Source organism: Vibrio sp. B172a, from assembly GCF_030248355.1.
Taxonomy (GTDB): domain Bacteria; phylum Pseudomonadota; class Gammaproteobacteria; order Enterobacterales; family Vibrionaceae; genus Vibrio; species Vibrio owensii.
The window spans coordinates 96495-115505 of the sequence record NZ_JAHGAC010000003.1; the positions used below are offsets into that span (position 1 = coordinate 96495).

Here is a 19011-nt window from a genome sequence, read left to right on the forward strand (position 1 = left end):
TACCCGACCTTAAACATTAGAGGTATTCATGCGTTTAGATAAATATTTGTGTGATGCACTGGGCGCGACTCGCAAGCAGGCAACGAAGATCATCAAAAGTGGTGAAGTAACGGTTGATGGTGAAGTACAAAAGAGTGGCGCTTTCAAAGTGCCAGAAGGTGGTGTGGTTGAGTGGGAAGGGCGCGAAGTTGGTGCTCCTGGTCCTCGTTACATCATGCTGTACAAACCTGCGGACTTTGTGTGTTCACATGAAGATGGGCACAACCCAACTGCATTCGTGTTACTTGATGAGCCAAAGGTAGAGAACCTTCACTTTGCTGGTCGTCTGGATGTGGACACAACCGGTCTTGTGTTGATCACAGACGACGGTCAGTGGTCGCACCGTATTACGTCACCAAAACACAAATGTGAAAAGACGTACCGTGTATGGCTAGTGGATGCGATTCAACCTGATTATGTTGAGAAGTTTGCTGAAGGTATTGAGCTACGTAACGAGCGTGAAGCGACACTGCCAGCACACCTAGAAATCGTCAACGAAGCAGAAAACGAAGTACTTCTAACGATAGTGGAAGGGAAATACCACCAAGTGAAACGCATGTTTGCTGCACTCGGCAATAAAGTAGAGCACTTACATCGTGAGCGTATTGGTTCTATCGTGCTTGATGAAGCATTGGAGCCGGGTGATTACCGATTCTTAACCGAAGAAGAAGTCGAATCAGTTTGGAAGTAATCCATTCTATTCGGAAATAATTGCTGTTCTGGGAAATTGTTTAATTCCCGATAGGAACTAGTGTTTTGGTAGGAAATCGCTCAAAATGAGGGTTCCTACCAAATATGTCTTAGTGTCTGAACAAGACGCACATTCGCCGCTCGTAAACGCAGGCAGAACTGTATTTAATCTGAGAAAAGTCTTTTCTCTTGTTGGTCCTTACTGACGATAAGTACAGACGGTGTTAACGTCACCGCCTCTTCGTTTTAGCTCGGTTATTTTGTCGTTCTGCATACTGATCATGCAGGTTATAGCGTCGAGTTAGTCAAGACCGTCTTGGTATACTTTCGTCTTTTATGATCTTCTCATTAGTAAGGAAACTATGCTCTGTATCCGTAACTATTACGAATTCAGGGTAGGAGAAGCGTCAATCATCTATCTCAATCAATGTGGAATGTTGATGGGAGGACACAACAAGAGGTAAAGCAATGACAGAAAAAGCCCAAAGTGCTCCCCAGTCACAAATCAGTTTTTTATTGTTTCTTGTACTCGGTGCTATTGGTGCATTAACACCACTTGCTATCGATATGTATCTGCCAGCGATGCCAACCATCGCTAAAGATCTTGGCGTAACCCCAGGCGCGGTACAAATTACGTTAACTGCTTATACGGCAGGTTTTGCGATAGGTCAGTTAATTCACGGTCCTTTAGCAGACAGCTACGGTCGCCGACCAGTACTCATTTTAGGTGTGCTCTTTTTTGGTTTGGCAGCGGTAGTTAGTGCGACCACTAACGGTATCGATGCACTGACTTATGTGCGTACTGCACAAGGTTTTGCTGGCGCTGCGGCTGCTGTGATCATTCAAGCGGTCGTGCGTGATATGTTTGACCGTGAAGATTTCGCGCGTGCAATGTCATTCGTGACCTTGGTGATCACGATTGCGCCTTTGGTAGCGCCGATGATTGGTGGTCACCTTGCTATCTGGTTCGGTTGGCGCTCGATCTTCTGGGTGCTTGCTATCTTCGCCGTTGTGGTGATTTTGCTGGTTCTATGGATGATCCCAGAAACGCTGAAACCAGAAAATCGTCAGCCGCTAAGATTCAGAACGACGATTCGCAACTATGCGCGTCTGTGTTCTAACCCTGAGGCATTAGGTTTAATGCTTTCAGGTGCGTTTTCGTTCTCGGGGATGTTTGCATTCCTGACTGCGGGTTCGTTTGTTTATATTGATTTATATGGTGTTCGACCGGACCAATTCGGTTACCTGTTTGGTTTGAACATCATTGCGATGATCATCATGACCAGCCTGAACGGTCGTTTGGTGAAGAAAGTTGGTTCACACGCCATGCTTCGCTTTGGTTTAACGATTCAGTTGATTGCGGGTATTGGTCTGTTTGTTGGCTGGATGCTTGATCTCGGTTTATGGGGAATCGTGCCATTCGTTGTGCTGTTTATCGGTACGTTGTCTACGATTGGTAGTAACTCGATGGCATTGCTACTTAGCGGCTACCCAACAATGGCGGGTACAGCATCTTCGCTTGCGGGTACACTGCGCTTCGGCACGGGCTCATTGATTGGTGCACTCGTTGCTGCAATGCCGGGTGGCGTGTCGTGGCCGATGATCATCGTTATGTTTGCTTGTTCAGTGCTGTCTGCACTGTTTTATTGGACTTTAGGAAGAAAGGCGTAATGTCTAATTACACCAAAGAAATTCAAAACTTAGTTAACGCTGCTCTGGCGGATTTAGACCAAGAGCATCGCTCAGGTAAATTGGCGAACGCGCCAGTAGCGAACAACCATTACTTGGTTCGTTGGGTAACCAAGGCGCTAAAATCACAACGTTTTGGTCGCACTGTGGGTGATGACTTAACGCGTTGGCAAAAAGCTGGTCGCTCAAAAGGTAATGATGCGGGTTTGCTATTCATCTTCAAACGCATCTCTGGCTTTTACGCGCAGTTTTTCCCAGAAGGTGAAGAGCCTAAAGTGATCAAAGATTCTGACATTGAAGCGTTTCTTGATGCGATGGAGCAAGCGGGTTGGGAAGTGTCTACGTCTGAGCAACTGGTTGGCTGTGGCAAAGTGCAAATCTTCACTGAAGGTCAAAACTCACTAGCCTTATGTGCTGACCAGTGCGAAAGCTGTTTTGATGGTGAGCTACTCGTTAAACCAATGAGTTGGTTTGTTCGTGGCAACCACGCTGAGTTTGTCGAAAAAGCATCACAAGCGGGTTATATGGTTCATAAAGTGACGGATTACAAATCCATGGTGAAATACCACGGTGAATACCTGATCTTCCCTGCAAACGAAGGCAATCAGCTGGCAGAGATCCCGCTGTCATTCAAAGCAGACTAGACCGTATTAAGCATCTCAATAAGTAACCGAGCTTCACCTTCCGGTGAGTTAAGAATGTTATTTATCGGAGATTACGGCTCTTTAAAGCGTACATACTGTGGTGTGTACGCTTTTTTGTTTTTGAGGGCCAGGCATTCACTTCTATCAAGCGACTAAACAAACTTATGGCTGTGGTCGTAAAAGTTCATGATTCGCTTCAGGGCCCAATCTCGATATCGGTCGGATTCAATTAAAATGTCATGCCTTGCATGAGGAATGCTTAAAAGCCTTGAACTAGCACAATGCTCATTGAATAAGTCTTGGGCAGGCAACGACACAACGTTATCCCCCTCTGGTTGCACGATTAAAATCGGCGTTTTAATGTCTTTGGCTTGAGCTAAACAATTTTTACCCGCAGCAACGGCTTCGCTAATCCACTTAGGGCTAACACCACCGAGTCTCAGGTTGGGGTGGTTGCTTAACAAATCACTGTAGGCTTTGAAGCGATTAGGGCTACTTGTATGGTCATTACCTTCAAAGGTTTTGGTCACAAATGCCGTTTGGGTAGGGGCGAAATTCGGTGTTTTCTGAAGTTGACTGATGAGTTTAATCGTTGCCGTTTGAATGCCGCCCACCACTTTGGGTAATTTGATACCAAACATTGGGCTTGTTAGGGCGCACGCTTTAACGTTGTGATCATAGCTCGCGAGGTATTGAGTTGCGACAGCACCTCCCATCGAGTGGGCGAGCATCATAACTTCGTCTTTATGTTGGCTCTCTACAACCTCTTCAAGAAACTGAGCTAAGTCTTCAACATAATGCTCAAATTGGTCCACGTGTCCAAGCTCGCTGTGTTCTGCCAAGCGTTGCGACTCTCCCTGACCTCGATGATCAAAGGAATAGATATTGAAGTATTGGCTGAGTTCGTAAATGACTTCTTTGTACTTCCAAAACGATTCATTTCGTCCCTGAACAATGACTAACGTTCTTGTATGGTTTTGAGGGTTCACGTTGATCCAAGCGATATCATTATTCATCGCGCCTTTAAAGTAACCGCTCTTTCTGTTTTGCCATACGTCATCTATTTGTTGGTGATAATCATGGTTATGATGACTCAATTCCGAGGTAATGGGGTGATAGCGTTTATAGGGCTTGTGAGGAATATTGAGTTTTCTTCCTATGCTTGTCACAAACAAGCGGCCTAGTTGAGCACCGTGCAAGTAATCCGCATCGAGTTGCTTTTTCGTACTCTCAACAACCGAAGATTGTAAGTTCCGCGCTGGAGAGATTTCGTAAATGTTCACATCATCAGGAGGAGAGGCGAGAAAGCGTCGAGTTTGTCGATAAGTTTCTTCGTGTTTGAGCAAAATAGCTGATAGCTCACTCATCGTTTTGGATGGCGCGCGCTTTAGCACGGCTTCTATTAACGGATGATGCTCGTCAAAGTCGATGGGCATCGTTCGGATTACCACTATGTGTTTGTAACCTCGACGGTAAGCTTCTTCAACTGGGATTGGTGCAGAAACTCCGCCGTCTAACCAACGCGCGCCGTTAAACACAACGGGCTTTTTGTGTAGAGCGGGAATCGCACAAGATGCTCTAAGTACATCCTTCCAATTATCAACGGTGACATCAAAACACTCTGTCGTTAGGTTTCGTGCATGTGTCGCGACGGCGACGACTTGCTTTGTTTTGAGTAAATCAGAACCTTTTTCCCAATTTAACGGGATGCTTATCTCGGCATTGTCTACTAAAAAATCTAAGTCAAATCCTTCCCCATTGAGCAAGTATTTCGTGAGCTTAAAGAACTCAGGGCGTCGTGTTGTTTCTGTGATGATTTTGTAGGCATGTCCTTGATGTCCACAGATGTACGAGGCGAGGTTGAGAGAGCCAGCAGAAGTACCAATCAGTAAGTCAAAAGGATTGAAATCAGCATGTAGGAAGGCATCTAACACGCCTGCAGTAAAAATGCCTCGTTGGCCGCCTCCCTCTGTCACCAACGCGATCTTATCGACGTGTTGCTGACGAAGCATAAAGTTATCGTGGTGTTTACTGCTAATGATGTATCGATTGCCCATTGTGATTCCAAAATCTGCTTAACGTTATAGTCACTAAGTTCAGAACAAAGCCGGTCTAAATAAGGTATGAGCTAAGAATAATATGGGGATTGCACTGAAATAAATTCAATTAAATTTACACAGTGTTAATCAATATAGAACCTTTTCAATAGCACTCTCAAATCGTCTTTATTTGCTTTGTTTGAAAGTGCTATAAGCGGCCAAGTGCAATGGGGCGTTATTCCTGCTCTAGATGCTCTGCTTCTTTGGCGATCGCTTTTACCATACCTTTGAAGATGAATAGGTGTGCTGGCATCATCGCAAACCAATAAAGCAACCCGGGGAAGCCTTGCGGATGCCACCATGCGGTGATATCAAATTCGCGCTCTTCACCATCGTCTTTGATTGTAATTTCTAAACGACCAAGCCCCGGACCTTTCATCCCAAAAAACAGTGAGAGGAACTGATTCTCTTCGCAGCGAATCACCTTCCATGAATCAATGAAATCACCCACCTTGAGCTCTGGCCCCGGTGGCGAAACTCGAATAGGTTTTCCTCCACCAAAGAAGATATCGAGCCACTCTCGGGTGCGCCAAAGGATGTTGGCAAAGTAATAGCCTTTTTCAGGGCTCCCGATCTTTTGTGCGACCTTCCAAAGTGATTCTGCAGAGGCTTTTGTCTTAATGCTGGCTCCTGCCTGTTTTGGGTAATACCCGTAGCCCGGTTGCCAACGTTTGAGTGCTGCTGGTTCAAAACCCCATACGTTGCTGCGCACAAAAGTTCCTTCCGTAGCGATCGTGTCCGCTACGGATTGTTCATAGCTGATTAGCTCTTGTGGAAATCGTTCGTGAATGGCTTTGGTATCAGCAATGTAATCGTGCTCTAAACCAGCAAGTAGCGCTTTACCGATACTTGCAGGAACTGACGTCACAATGGCTAACCAATACGATGCCATCTTTGGTGTCAGCAGTGGGGTTGACCAAAGGCGGTAAGGTTTTTTCGTGATTTTACAAATGACTTCAAATTGCTCGCGATAACTTAATGTGTCCGGCCCACCGACTTCATAGATTTCACTTTCTGTTGGTTTGGTTTCTGCCAGTTTAAGCAAGTAGTGATTGAGGTTGGGTAGGGCGATTGGGTTGGCTTTGGAGTCGACCCACTTAGGCGCAATCAGAATTGGCAGGTTGTAGACGAAGTCACGCATGATCTCGAATGCCGCAGACCCCGGGCCAATAATCACGCCTGCACGAAGCTCGGTGACAGGAACACCGGCTTGACGAATGATCTTCCCCGTCGCTTTGCGTGCTGCTAAGTGTTGAGAGTTGCCGGTTTGAGGCTGAATTGCACTCAAGTAGATCACATGTTCTACGCGACTTTTCTCAAGCGCGTTTTTGAAGTTCTCTGCGAGGTTTAATTCGTACTCAACAAAGTCGTGACCTTGCGCCATACCGTGCACAAGGAAGAACACCAAATCAAAATCATTCACGACTTCGAGCGTCGCTTCTGCGTCTGCAAGGTCTAAATAAGTGAGAGTGAGATTAGGGTGTGGCTGGGTTCGAGACTCTAAATAGTCTATATGACGCGCGGCTGCCGTGACAATGTAACCTTTATCGAGCAGTTGTGGAAGAAGCTGTGAGCCAATATATCCGGAAGCCCCAAGTACCAACACCTTTTTCATTCTGAGTCCTTTTTATTGCTGGTGGATTAGTCACCACTGGGTATAATCATGAGACACTTTTCTCGTTCTATCAATAAGTTGTCGTCGGAGCGTGCATGACTTTTTTCTCACAATTGGTTACTCATGCCGATAAGTCGTTTTTACGTCGACTATTTGCCATCGCATTACCCATCACTTTACAGAGCATGATGTTCTCTAGCCGAAGCCTCGTGGACGTACTGATGCTTGGTCAATTGGGCGAGGCGGAAATTGCAGCTGTAGGTGTTGCGGCAAGAGCGACATTCGTTACGACCATCATGCTCCTTGGCGTAACAACCGGTGGTGCGTTGTTAACAGCGCAGTACTGGGGAGCGGGAAACAAAGTAGGTGTAAGGCAAAGCACATCGCTGACGTGGATGATTTCCATGGTATTCGCTGCCCTTACGGTGGTGTTGTTCGTTCTGTTCCCAGAACCAATCATGCGCTTGACGACGGATTCGGAAGAGGTGATTCGCCTTGGTGCTGATTATCTCGTTATTTCATCGGTTAGCATGTTTGCTGTTGCCTGTGTCGCAAGTATGGCTGTTGGTCTGCGTGCTATGCATCAACCGGGTCTAAGTACGTTTTTTAGCGGCATCGGCATTCTGTCCAACATCTTCCTTAACTGGGTGCTTATTTTTGGGCAATTTGGCTTTCCTGCGATGGGGATTAAAGGGGCCGCGATTGCCACTGTCATCAGTGGTGCTATTGAGGTAACCTGTTTATTCAGTTACCTGTGGTTTAAAAAGCACATCATCGCTTTTGGTTTGGACGACATTCGTGCCAGCTTAGTGTTGGATAAAATCACCCGTTTCTTAAAACTTTCTCTTCCGACAACATTTAACTTCCTAGCATGGGCGGGCGGCTTGTTTGCTTATCACGCGATTATGGGACAAGCAGGCGTGCAGGGTTTAGCGGCATTGTCAGTAATGACGCCGGTAGAGTCGATTGCTCTTGCTATGATGATCGGTTCATCCAACGCTGCTGCGGTATTGGTGGGTAATCAATTAGGCGCGAAGAACTTTGGTCCGGTTTACTACCAAGCGTGGGCAACCGTAATTCTCAATGTGTTGATAGCCGTCGTTGTCGCGATTTTACTTCTGCTCTCAAACCAACTTATTCTCGATGCCTTTAGTGCTCTTACGCCAGAAACGCGCCACCTAGCCGAACAGTTTATGGTGATTCTTGCCGTCGGGGTGGTACTTCGTTCTGTTCCTATGATGGCTATTGTCGGCGTGCTTCGTGCGGGTGGGGATGTGAAGTTCTGCTTGTACCAAGATCTGATCGCGCAATGGGTAATAAGTATTCCATTAGCCGCCTTTGGTGCCATCTATCTAGGCTTTGAGCCACAGTGGGTTTATTTACTGTTTTTGACCGAAGAAGTCGTGAAGTGGGGGACATGCCTACACCGCATGGCGAGCAAGAAATGGATGAAAAATTTGATCGATGCTTAGGAAGGGTCGCGAGACAAGTTGCATTTGTACTCTGATAGTGTGATCAACTATTCAAAATACTTCCTACCAACAGGATTTTAGTGTAGATTCTGATTCCAATTTTTAAACACCATTTGAGCGGCAAAATCAATGTTAAAACTGTCAGACCTATGTAAAGGCTATGTAGACGGGGGAGAGTTTCATCCTGTACTACAAGGGGCAGAATTAACATTACAACAAGGTGAACAAGTCGCATTAATGGGTGAAAGTGGATCGGGGAAAAGTACGCTCCTTAACCTTATCGCAGGTCTTGATACTGCCGATTCGGGCGAGATCCAATACCCGAGCTTTGCAATGCACAGCGCACCTGAGCATCTAAGAACACTCTACCGCCGCAACAACATTGGTAATATCTTCCAGCAGTTCAATCTGCTTCCTACCTTGAATATCGCTGACAACATCCGTTTCTGCCGCCAATTAAAAGGCTTACCAGAAGACAAAGGTCTGTGGCGTCAAATTCTTTCTGCTCTCGATCTTATGCCGCTTTTAGGTCGTTACCCTGAAGAAGTGTCTGGTGGTCAGCAACAACGTGCTGCGATTGCTCGTGCTTTGTATATGGAGCCGAAAATCTTGCTTGCCGATGAGCCGACAGGTAGCTTGGATGAGCGTAATGCTGAAGCGGTAATGCGCCTGCTAACTAGCCTTGCACGCCAATTAGAATGTACGCTGCTGTTGGTTACGCACAGTGAGAAAGTCGCAGAGCACATGGAAGGTAGAATTCGTCTTCAAGGAGGACAGCTGCATGTTATGGCCCGTAGTTAAGGCACTACTCGGTCATTACCGTCGCTATCCACTTCAAATTATCCTTGTTTGGCTTGGTTTAACCTTAGGTGTGTCACTTCTTGTTGGTGTGACATCGATTAACCAACACGCCAAGCAGAGCTACGAAACTGGTGAGAAACTTTTTTCAAACCCTTTGCCTTACCGTATTCGTACCAAGCATTCAGCTAATAAAATTCCTCAAGGTTTTTATATTCAATTGCGTCGCGCTGGTTTTAATCAGTGCGCGCCATTCGATGTTCTTCATCTCGATACCAAAGCCGACTTAAGCCTGATGTTGGTTGGGGTAGACCCTGTTGCATTACTGCCTTTGCAGCAAGGAAAGTCGTTAAAAGACCTACCTATGCTGACGTTGATGACGCCGCCTTACCCAATTTTAGTGAGCCAAGACTTAGCGTCTCACATGTCATGGAATGATGGTGATTTTATTACCCTTAACGATGGCAGCAGATTAGGGCCGTTGAAAGTCGACTGCGACAACTTACTTTCAGGCACGCGCTTAGTGACGGACATTTCGCTTCTTCGAATGTTAAAGCGCAGCTCTGGCTTGTCCGCGATTGCTTGTGGCGAAATGCCAGAAGAGAAGGTTCTTGCGCTGAAAAATATGCTGCCAAATGGCATGACGCTGGTACGGAATAGCCGCTCAGAATTGGAATCTTTGACGAAAGCCTTCCACATGAACCTGACAGCAATGGGCATGCTATCGTTCCTAGTTGGCTTGTTCATCTTCTACCAAGCGATGTCTTTGTCTTTCATTCAACGTCAACGTTTGGTGGGGATTCTTCGTCAAACCGGTGTGAATGGTATGCAGTTGGCACAAGCTCTGATGCTGGAGCTGACCATACTTGTTCTTGTCGCTTGGGCATGTGGTAACTTCTTCGGTTTGATTCTCGCAAACGAGCTTATTCCTGCCGTTTCATCAAGCTTGAGCGATTTATACGATGCCAACGTAGGACTGACGATTGGTTGGTCTTGGGAATCCAGCCTATACAGTTTGGCTATGTCGGCCTTAGGTGCCTTGATTTCCTGTCTGTGGCCGTTGATCCGCTTATTAAAATCACAACCTATTCGCTTATCTTCTCGCTTGTCCCTAATGCGATTTGCCGGGCGTGAGTTCTCTTGGCAAGCATTTGCAGCTTGTGGGTTCTGTGTGGCTGCTGTTGCGGTTTATCAGGCACCAAAAACGCAAGAGTCAGGTTTTGCGATTATCGCGCTAATGCTGATCAGTGTGGCGTTGTTTATGCCGTTCCTGATGTGGCACATGTTCCAAAGCTTCTCTTATTCATTACGATGGGTTCGTGTACGTTGGTTCTTTGCTGACGCGGCGGCAAGTATGAGTTACCGAGGTGTAGCGACCATGGCCTTTATGCTTGCACTTGCGGCAAACATTGGTGTTGAAACCATGGTGGGTAGCTTCCGAGATACGACGGACAAATGGCTGAGCCAACGCTTAGCGGCCGATCTCTATATTTATCCAACCAACAACTCTGCTGCGCGTATGAGTTCTTGGTTAAAAGAGCAACCAGAGGTTGATTCGGTTTGGTGGCGTTGGGAAAAAGACGTACCGACTGAACGTGGTGCCTTGCAGGTTGTGAGTACAGGCTCTTCCGAGGGCGAGTTGGACTCTCTAACAGTGAAGCTTGGTGTGCCTAACTATTGGTATCATTTACATCACTCCAAGAGCTTGATGGTAAGTGAATCCATGGCTTTGAAGCTCGACATTCGTCCTGGTGATTACATAGACCTGCAACCTCCATTAGGGGGAGGGTGGCAAGTCGTCGGTGTCTACTACGACTATGGTAACCCATACAATCAAGTCATGATGTCGCATCGAAATTGGCTGTATGCGTTCGCAGGTTCAGGTAACGTTGGGCTTGGCGTCTTGCTCGAAGACAACGTGAATGGCGAAGGCTTAAAGCGTCGTCTAGAGAACGTATTCCGTCTGTCGCAAGATCGAGTGTTTGACAATAACAATATCTATAACCAAGCCATGCGCGTGTTTGACCATACCTTTGCAATCGCGGGTACGCTGGGCAATATTACCCTGATTATCGCTGTATTTGGTTTGTTCTTTGCGACGTTAGCGGGTGAGCTTTCTCGTCAACGACACTTCTCTTTGTTGCGGTGTATGGGCGTTTCAGGCAAAGAACTCGTCTTGTTAGGCGGTTTGCAGTTGTTCGCCTTCGGTATGATTTCTGCGATTATCGCGGTTCCGCTGGGCTTAGCGTTGGCGCACTTGATTGTGGATATCATCATTAAGCAGTCCTTTGGCTGGTCGTTAGAGCTTCAAACCATTCCTTGGGAATACGTTCAGACGATTGCTTGGGCGATGTTGGCTATCATGATCGCAGGGGCTCTGCCTGTGATAAGAATGATCAAGAGTACGCCGATGAAATCGTTAAGGGATGCGCTGTAATGAAAAAGATGACCCCAAAAAAGACGTTTTCTATTTCTGCGCTGGTGTTTATTGTGTTCATCGCATTAGCGGGTGTGACTTTGTATGTTACGCATTGGGCAGAAGCGACGGCAACAGAACAAAGTGAAATCAGCGATGTTCTAAAACGCGAGAGCAAAACCATCTTTGAGCCGGTGCTACCCGATCAACATGTTTCACTACCGCAGGATTTTCGTTTCCACCCTGACTATCAACATGAATGGTGGAACTACTTTGCCAAAGTTCAAGACAAGAACGGCAAAGTATATAACGTTCAATGGAGCTACTTCCGAGTTGCTACGGACGAACGCGATACTCGTGGTTGGCAGAACCCACAATTGTTTATCTCCCATATCGTTGTGAGCTCTGGCTCTCATGTGTGGAAAGAGCAGAGAGTTGCACGAGGCGGCATTGGACAGGCTGGTATGACGAATCGACCGTTCCGCTTGTGGATTGATAACTGGAACTGGCGAGCACTAGGCTCTACTCCATTTCCGGGTAACCTAGACGTATCGACCGACACGTTTGCGCTTGATTTGAACACCACAACCAATGGTCCATTTGTAGTAAATGGTGATCAGGGCTTCCAAGTTAAACACGCACTTCAATCTATTGCTTCTTTCAGCTTCAGTGCGCCGTTCCTTAATGTAAAAGGTACACTGACCTTAAATGGTCGTGAAATCCCAGTCTCTGGCTCTGGATGGACGCAGAAAGAGTGGGGAAGCGGCCTGATTGGTGAAGGGCAGCAAGGTTGGGATTGGTTTGTATTTAATCTTGATGATGGCCGCGCATTGACAGTAAGCCGCTATCGACACAATGGGCAGGTGCCTCACCTATTTGGCACACTATCAACACGTTCTGGCAAGGTGATTAACCTTACTGAAAAAGATTTAACCATGACGCCACTACAGGTGACCAACTTGTCTAATGGACGACGTTTACCGCTGCAGTGGATCATTAATGTCCCCGAGCAGAAGATTAATTTGACGACGAGGATCATAAAGTCGGACATGTGGCTGCCCTTTGTGATTCCATATTGGGAAGGCCCGATACTCGCATCGGGGTCCAATGAAGCCTGGGGATTTATGCAACTCACCGGTTACTAGGATACGAAAAAAGCCATCCAGAAGGGTGGCTTTTTTGTTAATGAAACACGCAGTTTTCGACGCAAAACCGCACGTTAATCACGAAAATTCATCAGATATTATACTAACTTAATAGTAGTCTATGTTAATAGATTGAGCTTATAAGGAGATAGGCAGGTCTTGTAAATAATTATGTTCTTGTTGAAAAATACGATGTTTCGTAAATGAAACATCGGAAAAATCGAAGTTTAAACTCTAAACAAGCGATTATTCTAAAATTTTCAGCAGCTATACACTCTCATCATTCTTTGTTAATCGTTTATTAAGATAATAAATATAAGGGCGAAATCATGAACGATGTCATTCGTGACTTTTTCAAAATGGAATCCGCTGGTGGTATTCTTCTGGTAATTGCTGCGGCAATTGCGATGACCATTGCTAACACCCCACTTGGCGAAACTTATCAAGCTATGCTGCATACTTATGTATTTGGTATGTCAGTTTCTCACTGGATCAACGATGGCCTGATGGCTGTGTTCTTCCTACTAATCGGTCTTGAAGTAAAGCGCGAGCTACTTGAAGGCGCACTAAAATCGAAAGAAACCGCAATCTTCCCTGCTATTGCAGCGGTAGGCGGTATGTTGGCTCCGGCACTTGTTTATGTTGCATTTAACGCTGGTGACCCAGAGGCGATTTCTGGTTGGGCAATCCCAGCTGCAACAGACATTGCTTTCGCTCTAGGTATCATGGCGCTTCTTGGTAAGCGTGTGCCAATTAGCCTGAAGGTTTTCCTACTGGCATTGGCTATTATCGATGACCTTGGTGTTGTTGTTATCATCGCGCTTTTCTACACAGGCGATCTATCGACAATGGCATTGGTGATTGGCTTTATCATGACGGGCGTGCTCTTTATGCTGAACGCGAAAAACGTCACCAAGTTAACGCCGTATATGATAGTTGGTGCGATCCTTTGGTTTGCCGTACTGAAATCTGGTGTACACGCAACACTAGCGGGTGTAGTAATCGGTTTTGCTATCCCACTTAAAGGTAAGAAGGGTGAGCACTCTCCACTGAAACACATGGAGCACGCACTGCACCCATACGTAGCATTCGGTATCTTGCCTCTGTTTGCCTTCGCAAACGCTGGTATCTCACTAGAAGGCGTGTCGATGTCCGGTCTGACTTCTATGCTACCTCTAGGTATTGCACTGGGTCTGTTGGTTGGTAAGCCACTTGGTATCTTCACATTCAGCTGGGCTGCTGTGAAAATGGGTATTGCTAAGTTGCCAGAGGGCGTGAACTTTATGCACATCTTCGCTGTATCAGTGCTGTGTGGTATCGGCTTTACGATGTCGATCTTCATCTCATCACTGGCATTCGGTAACGTAAGTCCTGAGTTCGATACTTATGCTCGACTAGGTATCTTGATGGGCTCAACAACGGCAGCAGTGCTAGGTTATGCGCTATTGCACTTCTCTCTACCTAAGAAAGCGGCAGAAGAAGTAGCGGTAGAAAAAGCGTAAGAAAAGACGATTACACTTTAAAAGCCTCCCAAATCGGGAGGCTTTTTTGTATCCAGAAGAAAGTCATTTGACAAAGCCTCAAACGACAGACGAAAAAAAGCCCAGACGAAAAAGTGTCTGGGCGGATACAAACATAGGAGTTAATAAGAAAAAGCAGCAATGTAGCAACTAGATAGAAACAAGTTTGACGGCCAGTAAAACTTTAAATGCCCTAGTTGTTACAGTAATTCAGACCGGAACAATTCCAAACAGTTCCATTTTTTTTAGAAGTTTTTTTCACAAAACAAGAACCGCTTTAAATTCATCTCGTTAACTGCACACTTTCTTCGTCTGGTCAGACCAATGAGTGAAAATGTGATGTTAATCATTTGTTAATCTCAGGTTTCAGGAGTATATTTCAAACAGTTGTTTAATACGAGTGATTGAAATGGCCCCGAGAAGTACAACAAAAGAAAAAATACTCGATGTAGCAGAAGGACTATTTGCAGAATACGGCTTCAATGACACATCACTAAGAACCATTACTGGCAAGGCGAACGTGAACCTAGCTTCGGTCAACTACCACTTTGGCGACAAGAAAACGCTTGTAAGGGCAGTACTAGACCGATATCTAGAGGCGCTAATGCCGAGCATCAAAACGTCTTTGATCGAGTTAAACACACGCGACGATTACAACATGGATGAAGTGTTTGAATCGCTACGTTTACCTCTGCGTGCACTGAATGACGTGAGACCGAACGGCACAGCATTGTTTATGTTGCTGATTGGTAGAGGATACACCGATGTTCAAGGCCATTTACGCTGGTTTATCAGTACAAGATATGAAGAAGTGTTGAACCTGTTTATGTTCTCCATCATGAAGGCAAACCCTGAAATGAGCGAAGAACAACTTTTCTGGAGATTGCATTTCACACTTGGCACTTGTGTTTTCACTATGGCATCGAGCCAAGCGTTAACCGAGATTGCAGAAAGCAAATTTGAAAAAGAGGTGGACGTGAAGTCCGTCGTTGACCTACTGATTCCTTACTTGTCGGCCGGTATGTCCGCTAAGTAAAAAACATTAAATCAATAAAAAAGATAAGTGAAAGCCGCGAGCGGTGACGTGAACAAAAGGATCTGAACTATGAGCTCTCTACGAAGAAAATGGATTAGTGACCCAGCATTCAAAATGTTTAAGAAAGTATTGCCTCCATTGTCGAGCACTGAAAAAGAAGCAATGGAAGCGGGTAGCGTTTGGTGGGATGCAGAGTTATTCTCTGGCAAGCCTAACTTTACAACGTTACATCATTATCCGAAGCCTGCATTGTCTTCTGAAGAGCAAGCTTTCATGGATAATGAACTTGAAACACTGCTTGAAATGCTTAATGACCAACAAATTGTGAAAGATGATCGAGATCTTCCGCCAGAGGTTTGGGATTTCTTACGCAAAGAGCGTTTCTTTTCACTGATCATTTCAAAAGAGTATGGTGGCCGCGAGTTCTCTGCTCTGGCTAACTCAACCATCGTATCTCGCATTGCAACACGAAGCATCAGTGCGGCAGTGTCTGTGATGGTTCCAAACTCTCTTGGCCCGGGTGAGCTGCTTTCTCACTACGGTACTCAAGAACAGAAAGATTACTGGCTACCACGTCTAGCGGACGGTACTGATATTCCTTGTTTCGCATTGACTGGCCCTGAAGCTGGCTCAGATGCGGGCGGCATTCCTGACCAAGGCGTGGTGTGTTACGGCATGCATGAGGGTGAGGAAGTGCTTGGTATTCGTGTTAGCTGGAACAAGCGTTACATCACTCTAGCTCCTGTAGCAACGGTACTTGGCTTGGCGTTCAAGCTTCAAGACCCTGACGGTCTGCTTGGCGACAAGAAAGACGTGGGTATCACCTGTGCATTGATTCCAGCCGACCATGAAGGCGTGGAGATTGGTGAGCGTCACGACCCGCTAGGTTCTGCGTTTATGAACGGTCCTACTCGTGGTAACGACGTGTTCATTCCTATGGAATGGCTGATTGGTGGTTCAGAATATGCAGGTAAAGGCTGGCGTATGCTGGTTGAGTGTCTATCGGCCGGTCGCGGTATTTCCCTTCCTGCATTAGGTACCGCGATTGGTCACCTTACTACGCGTACTACTGGCGCTTATGCATACGTTCGTAAGCAGTTTGGTATGTCGATTGGTAAGTTTGAAGGTGTGGCAGAAGCAATGGGCCGTATTGGCGGTTTGACTTACCTGCTTGAGGCAACACGTACGCTGACGACGACTTCTCTAGATATGAAAGAGAAACCGGGCATCGTGACCGCAATTGCCAAATACCATATGACAGAAATGGCTCGTACTATCCTGAACGATTCTTTCGATATTCACGCGGGTCGAGCGATTCAAGATGGCCCTATGAACTACCTAGCGAAACACTATCTAGGTATTCCAGTCGCGATTACGGTTGAAGGGGCAAACATCCTAACTCGTAACCTAATGATCTTCGGTCAAGGTGCGACACGTTGTCATCCGTACGTGTTGAAAGAGATGGAAGCTGCTGCGAACCCAGATTCGAAAGAAGGCGCAAAAGAGTTTGATGATCTGCTGTTCAAACACATCAAACACGCAATGGGTAATACCTTTGGTGCGTTGGGTGCGGCACTGACCGGTTCTCGCTTCGTGAAAGCGCACATGAGTGGCCCTACACAGCAATACTACAAAGACATCACTCGCCTAAGTCGCGCACTGGCAGTGAGTGCAGACTTTGCAATGCTAACGTTGGGCGGTGACCTGAAACGTAAAGAGATGATCTCTGCACGTCTTGGTGATGGCCTAAGCTATCTATACATGGCGTCAGCGGCGCTTAAGAAATACGAAGATGAAGGCCGACAACAAGGTGATTTGAACTTTGTACACTATGCCGTTCAGCATTGTTTGTACAACGCTTCGAAGTCGCTAAATGAAGCGTACTCAAACTTCCCTGTGAAATACGTGGGTGGCGTTCTAAAAGGCTTGTTGTTCCCATTAGGTAATCACTTCAAAGCGCCAAGCGACGAGCTGTGTGTAAGCCTAGCAGAAGCAATGATGACACCAGGAGCACAACGTGACCGCATGACGAGCTTGTGTTACATCGGTAAAGCAGAGGACGACAGTGTTGGTCTGATGGAGCGTGCGTTCTTAGCGATGTACGATGTGAAGCCTCTAGAACGTAAACTGATGAAAGCGGCGAAAGATGGCAAAGTAGCTCGTAAAGGCCTACTGCATGACCGCCTACAGCAAGCGTTTGAAGCAGAGGTGTTGACAGAGCAAGAAATCGATCAAATCATGGCGGCAGATAAGTTGCGCTACAAAGCGATTCAAGTCGACCACTTTAGCCACGATTTCTCAGAAGTTCGTACCAATGTGACAACCAAAAAATCGCATTTGAACTCAGCAGCATGAAGCGCTTGAGTATAACATGAGAGAAGCACCTCAATTGAGGTGCTTTTTTGTGTTTAAGGCTTTTGCTTTTCGGCTGAGTGCTCCAACCACTTGCATTTTCGCAGCATTTTTACAGAAATTAGGTGCGAAGTAGGGCTGAACCTTTTATCCTAGCAACGTTTTTTAAAGGAAGTTGAATATGATCATCAAACCTAGAATTCGTGGATTTATCTGTACTACTACGCACCCAGTGGGTTGTGAAGCTAACGTAAAAGAACAAATTGCTTACACTAAAGCACAAGGCCCAATTAAAAACGCACCAAAACGCGTTCTTGTTGTGGGTGCATCAAGTGGCTACGGCCTATCTTCTCGTATCGCTGCGGCATTTGGTGGCGGCGCTTCAACTATCGGTGTTTTCTTCGAAAAAGAAGGCACAGAGAAGAAGCCAGGTACAGCAGGTTTTTACAACTCTGTTGCATTTGAAAAGCTAGCTCGTGAAGAGGGTCTATACGCGAAAAGCCTAAACGGTGACGCGTTCTCAAATGAAGCAAAACAGAAAACAATCGATCTGATCAAAGAAGACCTTGGTCAGGTAGATATGGTGGTTTACTCACTGGCTTCTCCAGTACGTAAAATGCCAGAAACGGGCGAACTGATCCGTTCAGCGCTTAAGCCTATCGGTGAAACTTACACGTCGACTGCTGTTGATACCAACAAAGACGTCATCATCGAAGCAAGCGTAGAGCCTGCTACTGAGCAAGAAATCCAAGACACAGTAACCGTAATGGGCGGTGAAGACTGGGAACTATGGATTAACGCACTATCAGAAGCTGGCGTTCTAGCAGATGGTTGTAAAACAGTGGCATACAGCTACATCGGTACTGAGCTAACTTGGCCGATCTACTGGGATGGTGCGCTAGGTAAAGCGAAAATGGACCTAGACCGCGCAGCTGCAGCACTTAACGAGAAACTGTCTACAACTGGCGGTAGCGCAAACGTAGCGGTACTTAAGTCTGTTGTGACTCAAGCAAGTTCTGCAATTCCTGTAATGCCTTTATACATCGCTATGGTATTCAAGAAAATGCGTGAAGAAGGCGTACACGAAGGTTGTATGGAGCAGATCTTCCGTATGTTCAGCCAACGTCTATACAAAGAAGACGGCAGCGCAGCAGAAGTAGATGAAGTGAACCGTCTACGTCTGGATGACTGGGAACTACGTGAAGATATCCAGCAACACTGTCGTGACCTATGGCCACAAATCACTTCTGAAAACCTAAAAGAACTGACTGACTACGTTGAGTACAAAGAAGAGTTCTTGAAGCTATTTGGCTTCGGTGTTGACGGTGTGGATTACGAAGCAGACGTGAACCCAGCAGTAGAAACAGAATTCACTCAAATCTAATCGTTTCTAACGGAATTAAAAAAGGCGCTCAATGAGCGCCTTTTTTGTGTCTTGAATCTCTGTGTTGAATAAGGAGCGCTACATAAGCTGTTCTGCAACGCCGCTTAAAGTG

At 46.2% G+C, this 19011-nt stretch carries 13 protein-coding genes; 11 read left to right on the forward strand and 2 right to left on the reverse strand.

All coding sequences use genetic code 11. The features are described 5' to 3' along the window. Positions 1–28: 28 nt before the first annotated feature. From rsuA to KIT90_RS04070, 3 genes are all read left to right on the forward strand, one after another. Positions 29–730, forward strand: a complete 702-nt coding sequence (gene rsuA / locus KIT90_RS04060; RefSeq protein WP_009705818.1) for a 16S rRNA pseudouridine(516) synthase RsuA — start codon at positions 29–31, stop codon at positions 728–730. A gap of 467 nt (positions 731–1197) precedes the next feature. Continuing rightward, positions 1198–2400, forward strand: coding sequence for a Bcr/CflA family multidrug efflux MFS transporter (locus KIT90_RS04065; RefSeq protein ID WP_005442264.1), 1203 nt, complete (start codon positions 1198–1200; stop codon positions 2398–2400). Beyond that, positions 2400–3062 carry a DUF2913 family protein gene (locus KIT90_RS04070; RefSeq protein WP_005442263.1) on the forward strand — a complete coding sequence of 221 codons (663 nt, stop codon included), beginning with the start codon at positions 2400–2402 and terminating at the stop codon, positions 3060–3062. Before KIT90_RS04065 ends, KIT90_RS04070 begins: the two co-directional genes overlap by 1 nt. 152 nt (positions 3063–3214) lie before the next feature. Here the strand turns inward: KIT90_RS04070 and KIT90_RS04075 are convergent, their stop codons facing one another. Together KIT90_RS04075 and KIT90_RS04080 are read right to left on the reverse strand one after the other, a co-directional pair. Beyond that, on the reverse strand, positions 3215–5119 hold the full coding sequence (locus KIT90_RS04075; RefSeq protein WP_264404953.1) for an alpha/beta fold hydrolase: 1905 nt from the start codon (positions 5117–5119) through the stop codon (positions 3215–3217). 217 nt (positions 5120–5336) lie between these two features. After that, entirely contained in the window at positions 5337–6776 is a 1440-nt protein-coding gene (locus KIT90_RS04080; RefSeq protein WP_045413671.1) for a DUF2867 domain-containing protein, read from the reverse strand. 95 nt (positions 6777–6871) lie between these two features. Here KIT90_RS04080 and KIT90_RS04085 point away from each other — a divergent pair, with 95 nt between their 5' ends. The 8 genes from KIT90_RS04085 to fabV all read left to right on the forward strand — a co-directional run bounded on the left by KIT90_RS04085 (position 6872) and on the right by fabV (position 18899). Then, on the forward strand, positions 6872–8248 hold the full coding sequence (locus KIT90_RS04085; RefSeq protein WP_039842568.1) for an MATE family efflux transporter: 1377 nt from the start codon (positions 6872–6874) through the stop codon (positions 8246–8248). Between the two features lie 129 nt (positions 8249–8377). Continuing rightward, complete coding sequence (locus KIT90_RS04090) at positions 8378–9049, forward strand: ABC transporter ATP-binding protein (RefSeq protein WP_005428554.1); 672 nt, start codon at positions 8378–8380, stop codon at positions 9047–9049. Next, complete coding sequence (locus KIT90_RS04095) at positions 9030–11483, forward strand: ABC transporter permease (protein ID WP_285375478.1); 2454 nt, start codon at positions 9030–9032, stop codon at positions 11481–11483. The genes KIT90_RS04090 and KIT90_RS04095 overlap by 20 nt, the downstream gene beginning before the upstream one ends. Next, entirely contained in the window at positions 11483–12607 is a 1125-nt protein-coding gene (locus KIT90_RS04100) for a lipocalin-like domain-containing protein (RefSeq protein ID WP_078607408.1), read from the forward strand. The genes KIT90_RS04095 and KIT90_RS04100 overlap by 1 nt, the downstream gene beginning before the upstream one ends. A gap of 329 nt (positions 12608–12936) precedes the next feature. After that, positions 12937–14109 carry a Na+/H+ antiporter NhaA gene (gene nhaA / locus KIT90_RS04105; protein WP_285375484.1) on the forward strand — a complete coding sequence of 391 codons (1173 nt, stop codon included), beginning with the start codon at positions 12937–12939 and terminating at the stop codon, positions 14107–14109. A gap of 427 nt (positions 14110–14536) precedes the next feature. Next, complete coding sequence (locus KIT90_RS04110) at positions 14537–15163, forward strand: TetR/AcrR family transcriptional regulator (protein ID WP_009705826.1); 627 nt, start codon at positions 14537–14539, stop codon at positions 15161–15163. A gap of 69 nt (positions 15164–15232) precedes the next feature. Next, entirely contained in the window at positions 15233–17518 is a 2286-nt protein-coding gene (locus KIT90_RS04115; protein WP_005442252.1) for an acyl-CoA dehydrogenase, read from the forward strand. Positions 17519–17696: 178 nt separating this feature from the next. Next, the gene (gene fabV / locus KIT90_RS04120; protein ID WP_285375489.1) at positions 17697–18899 is read left to right on the forward strand and encodes an enoyl-ACP reductase FabV; all 1203 of its coding nucleotides are present in this window, start codon (positions 17697–17699) and stop codon (positions 18897–18899) included. Positions 18900–19011 lie beyond the last annotated feature (112 nt).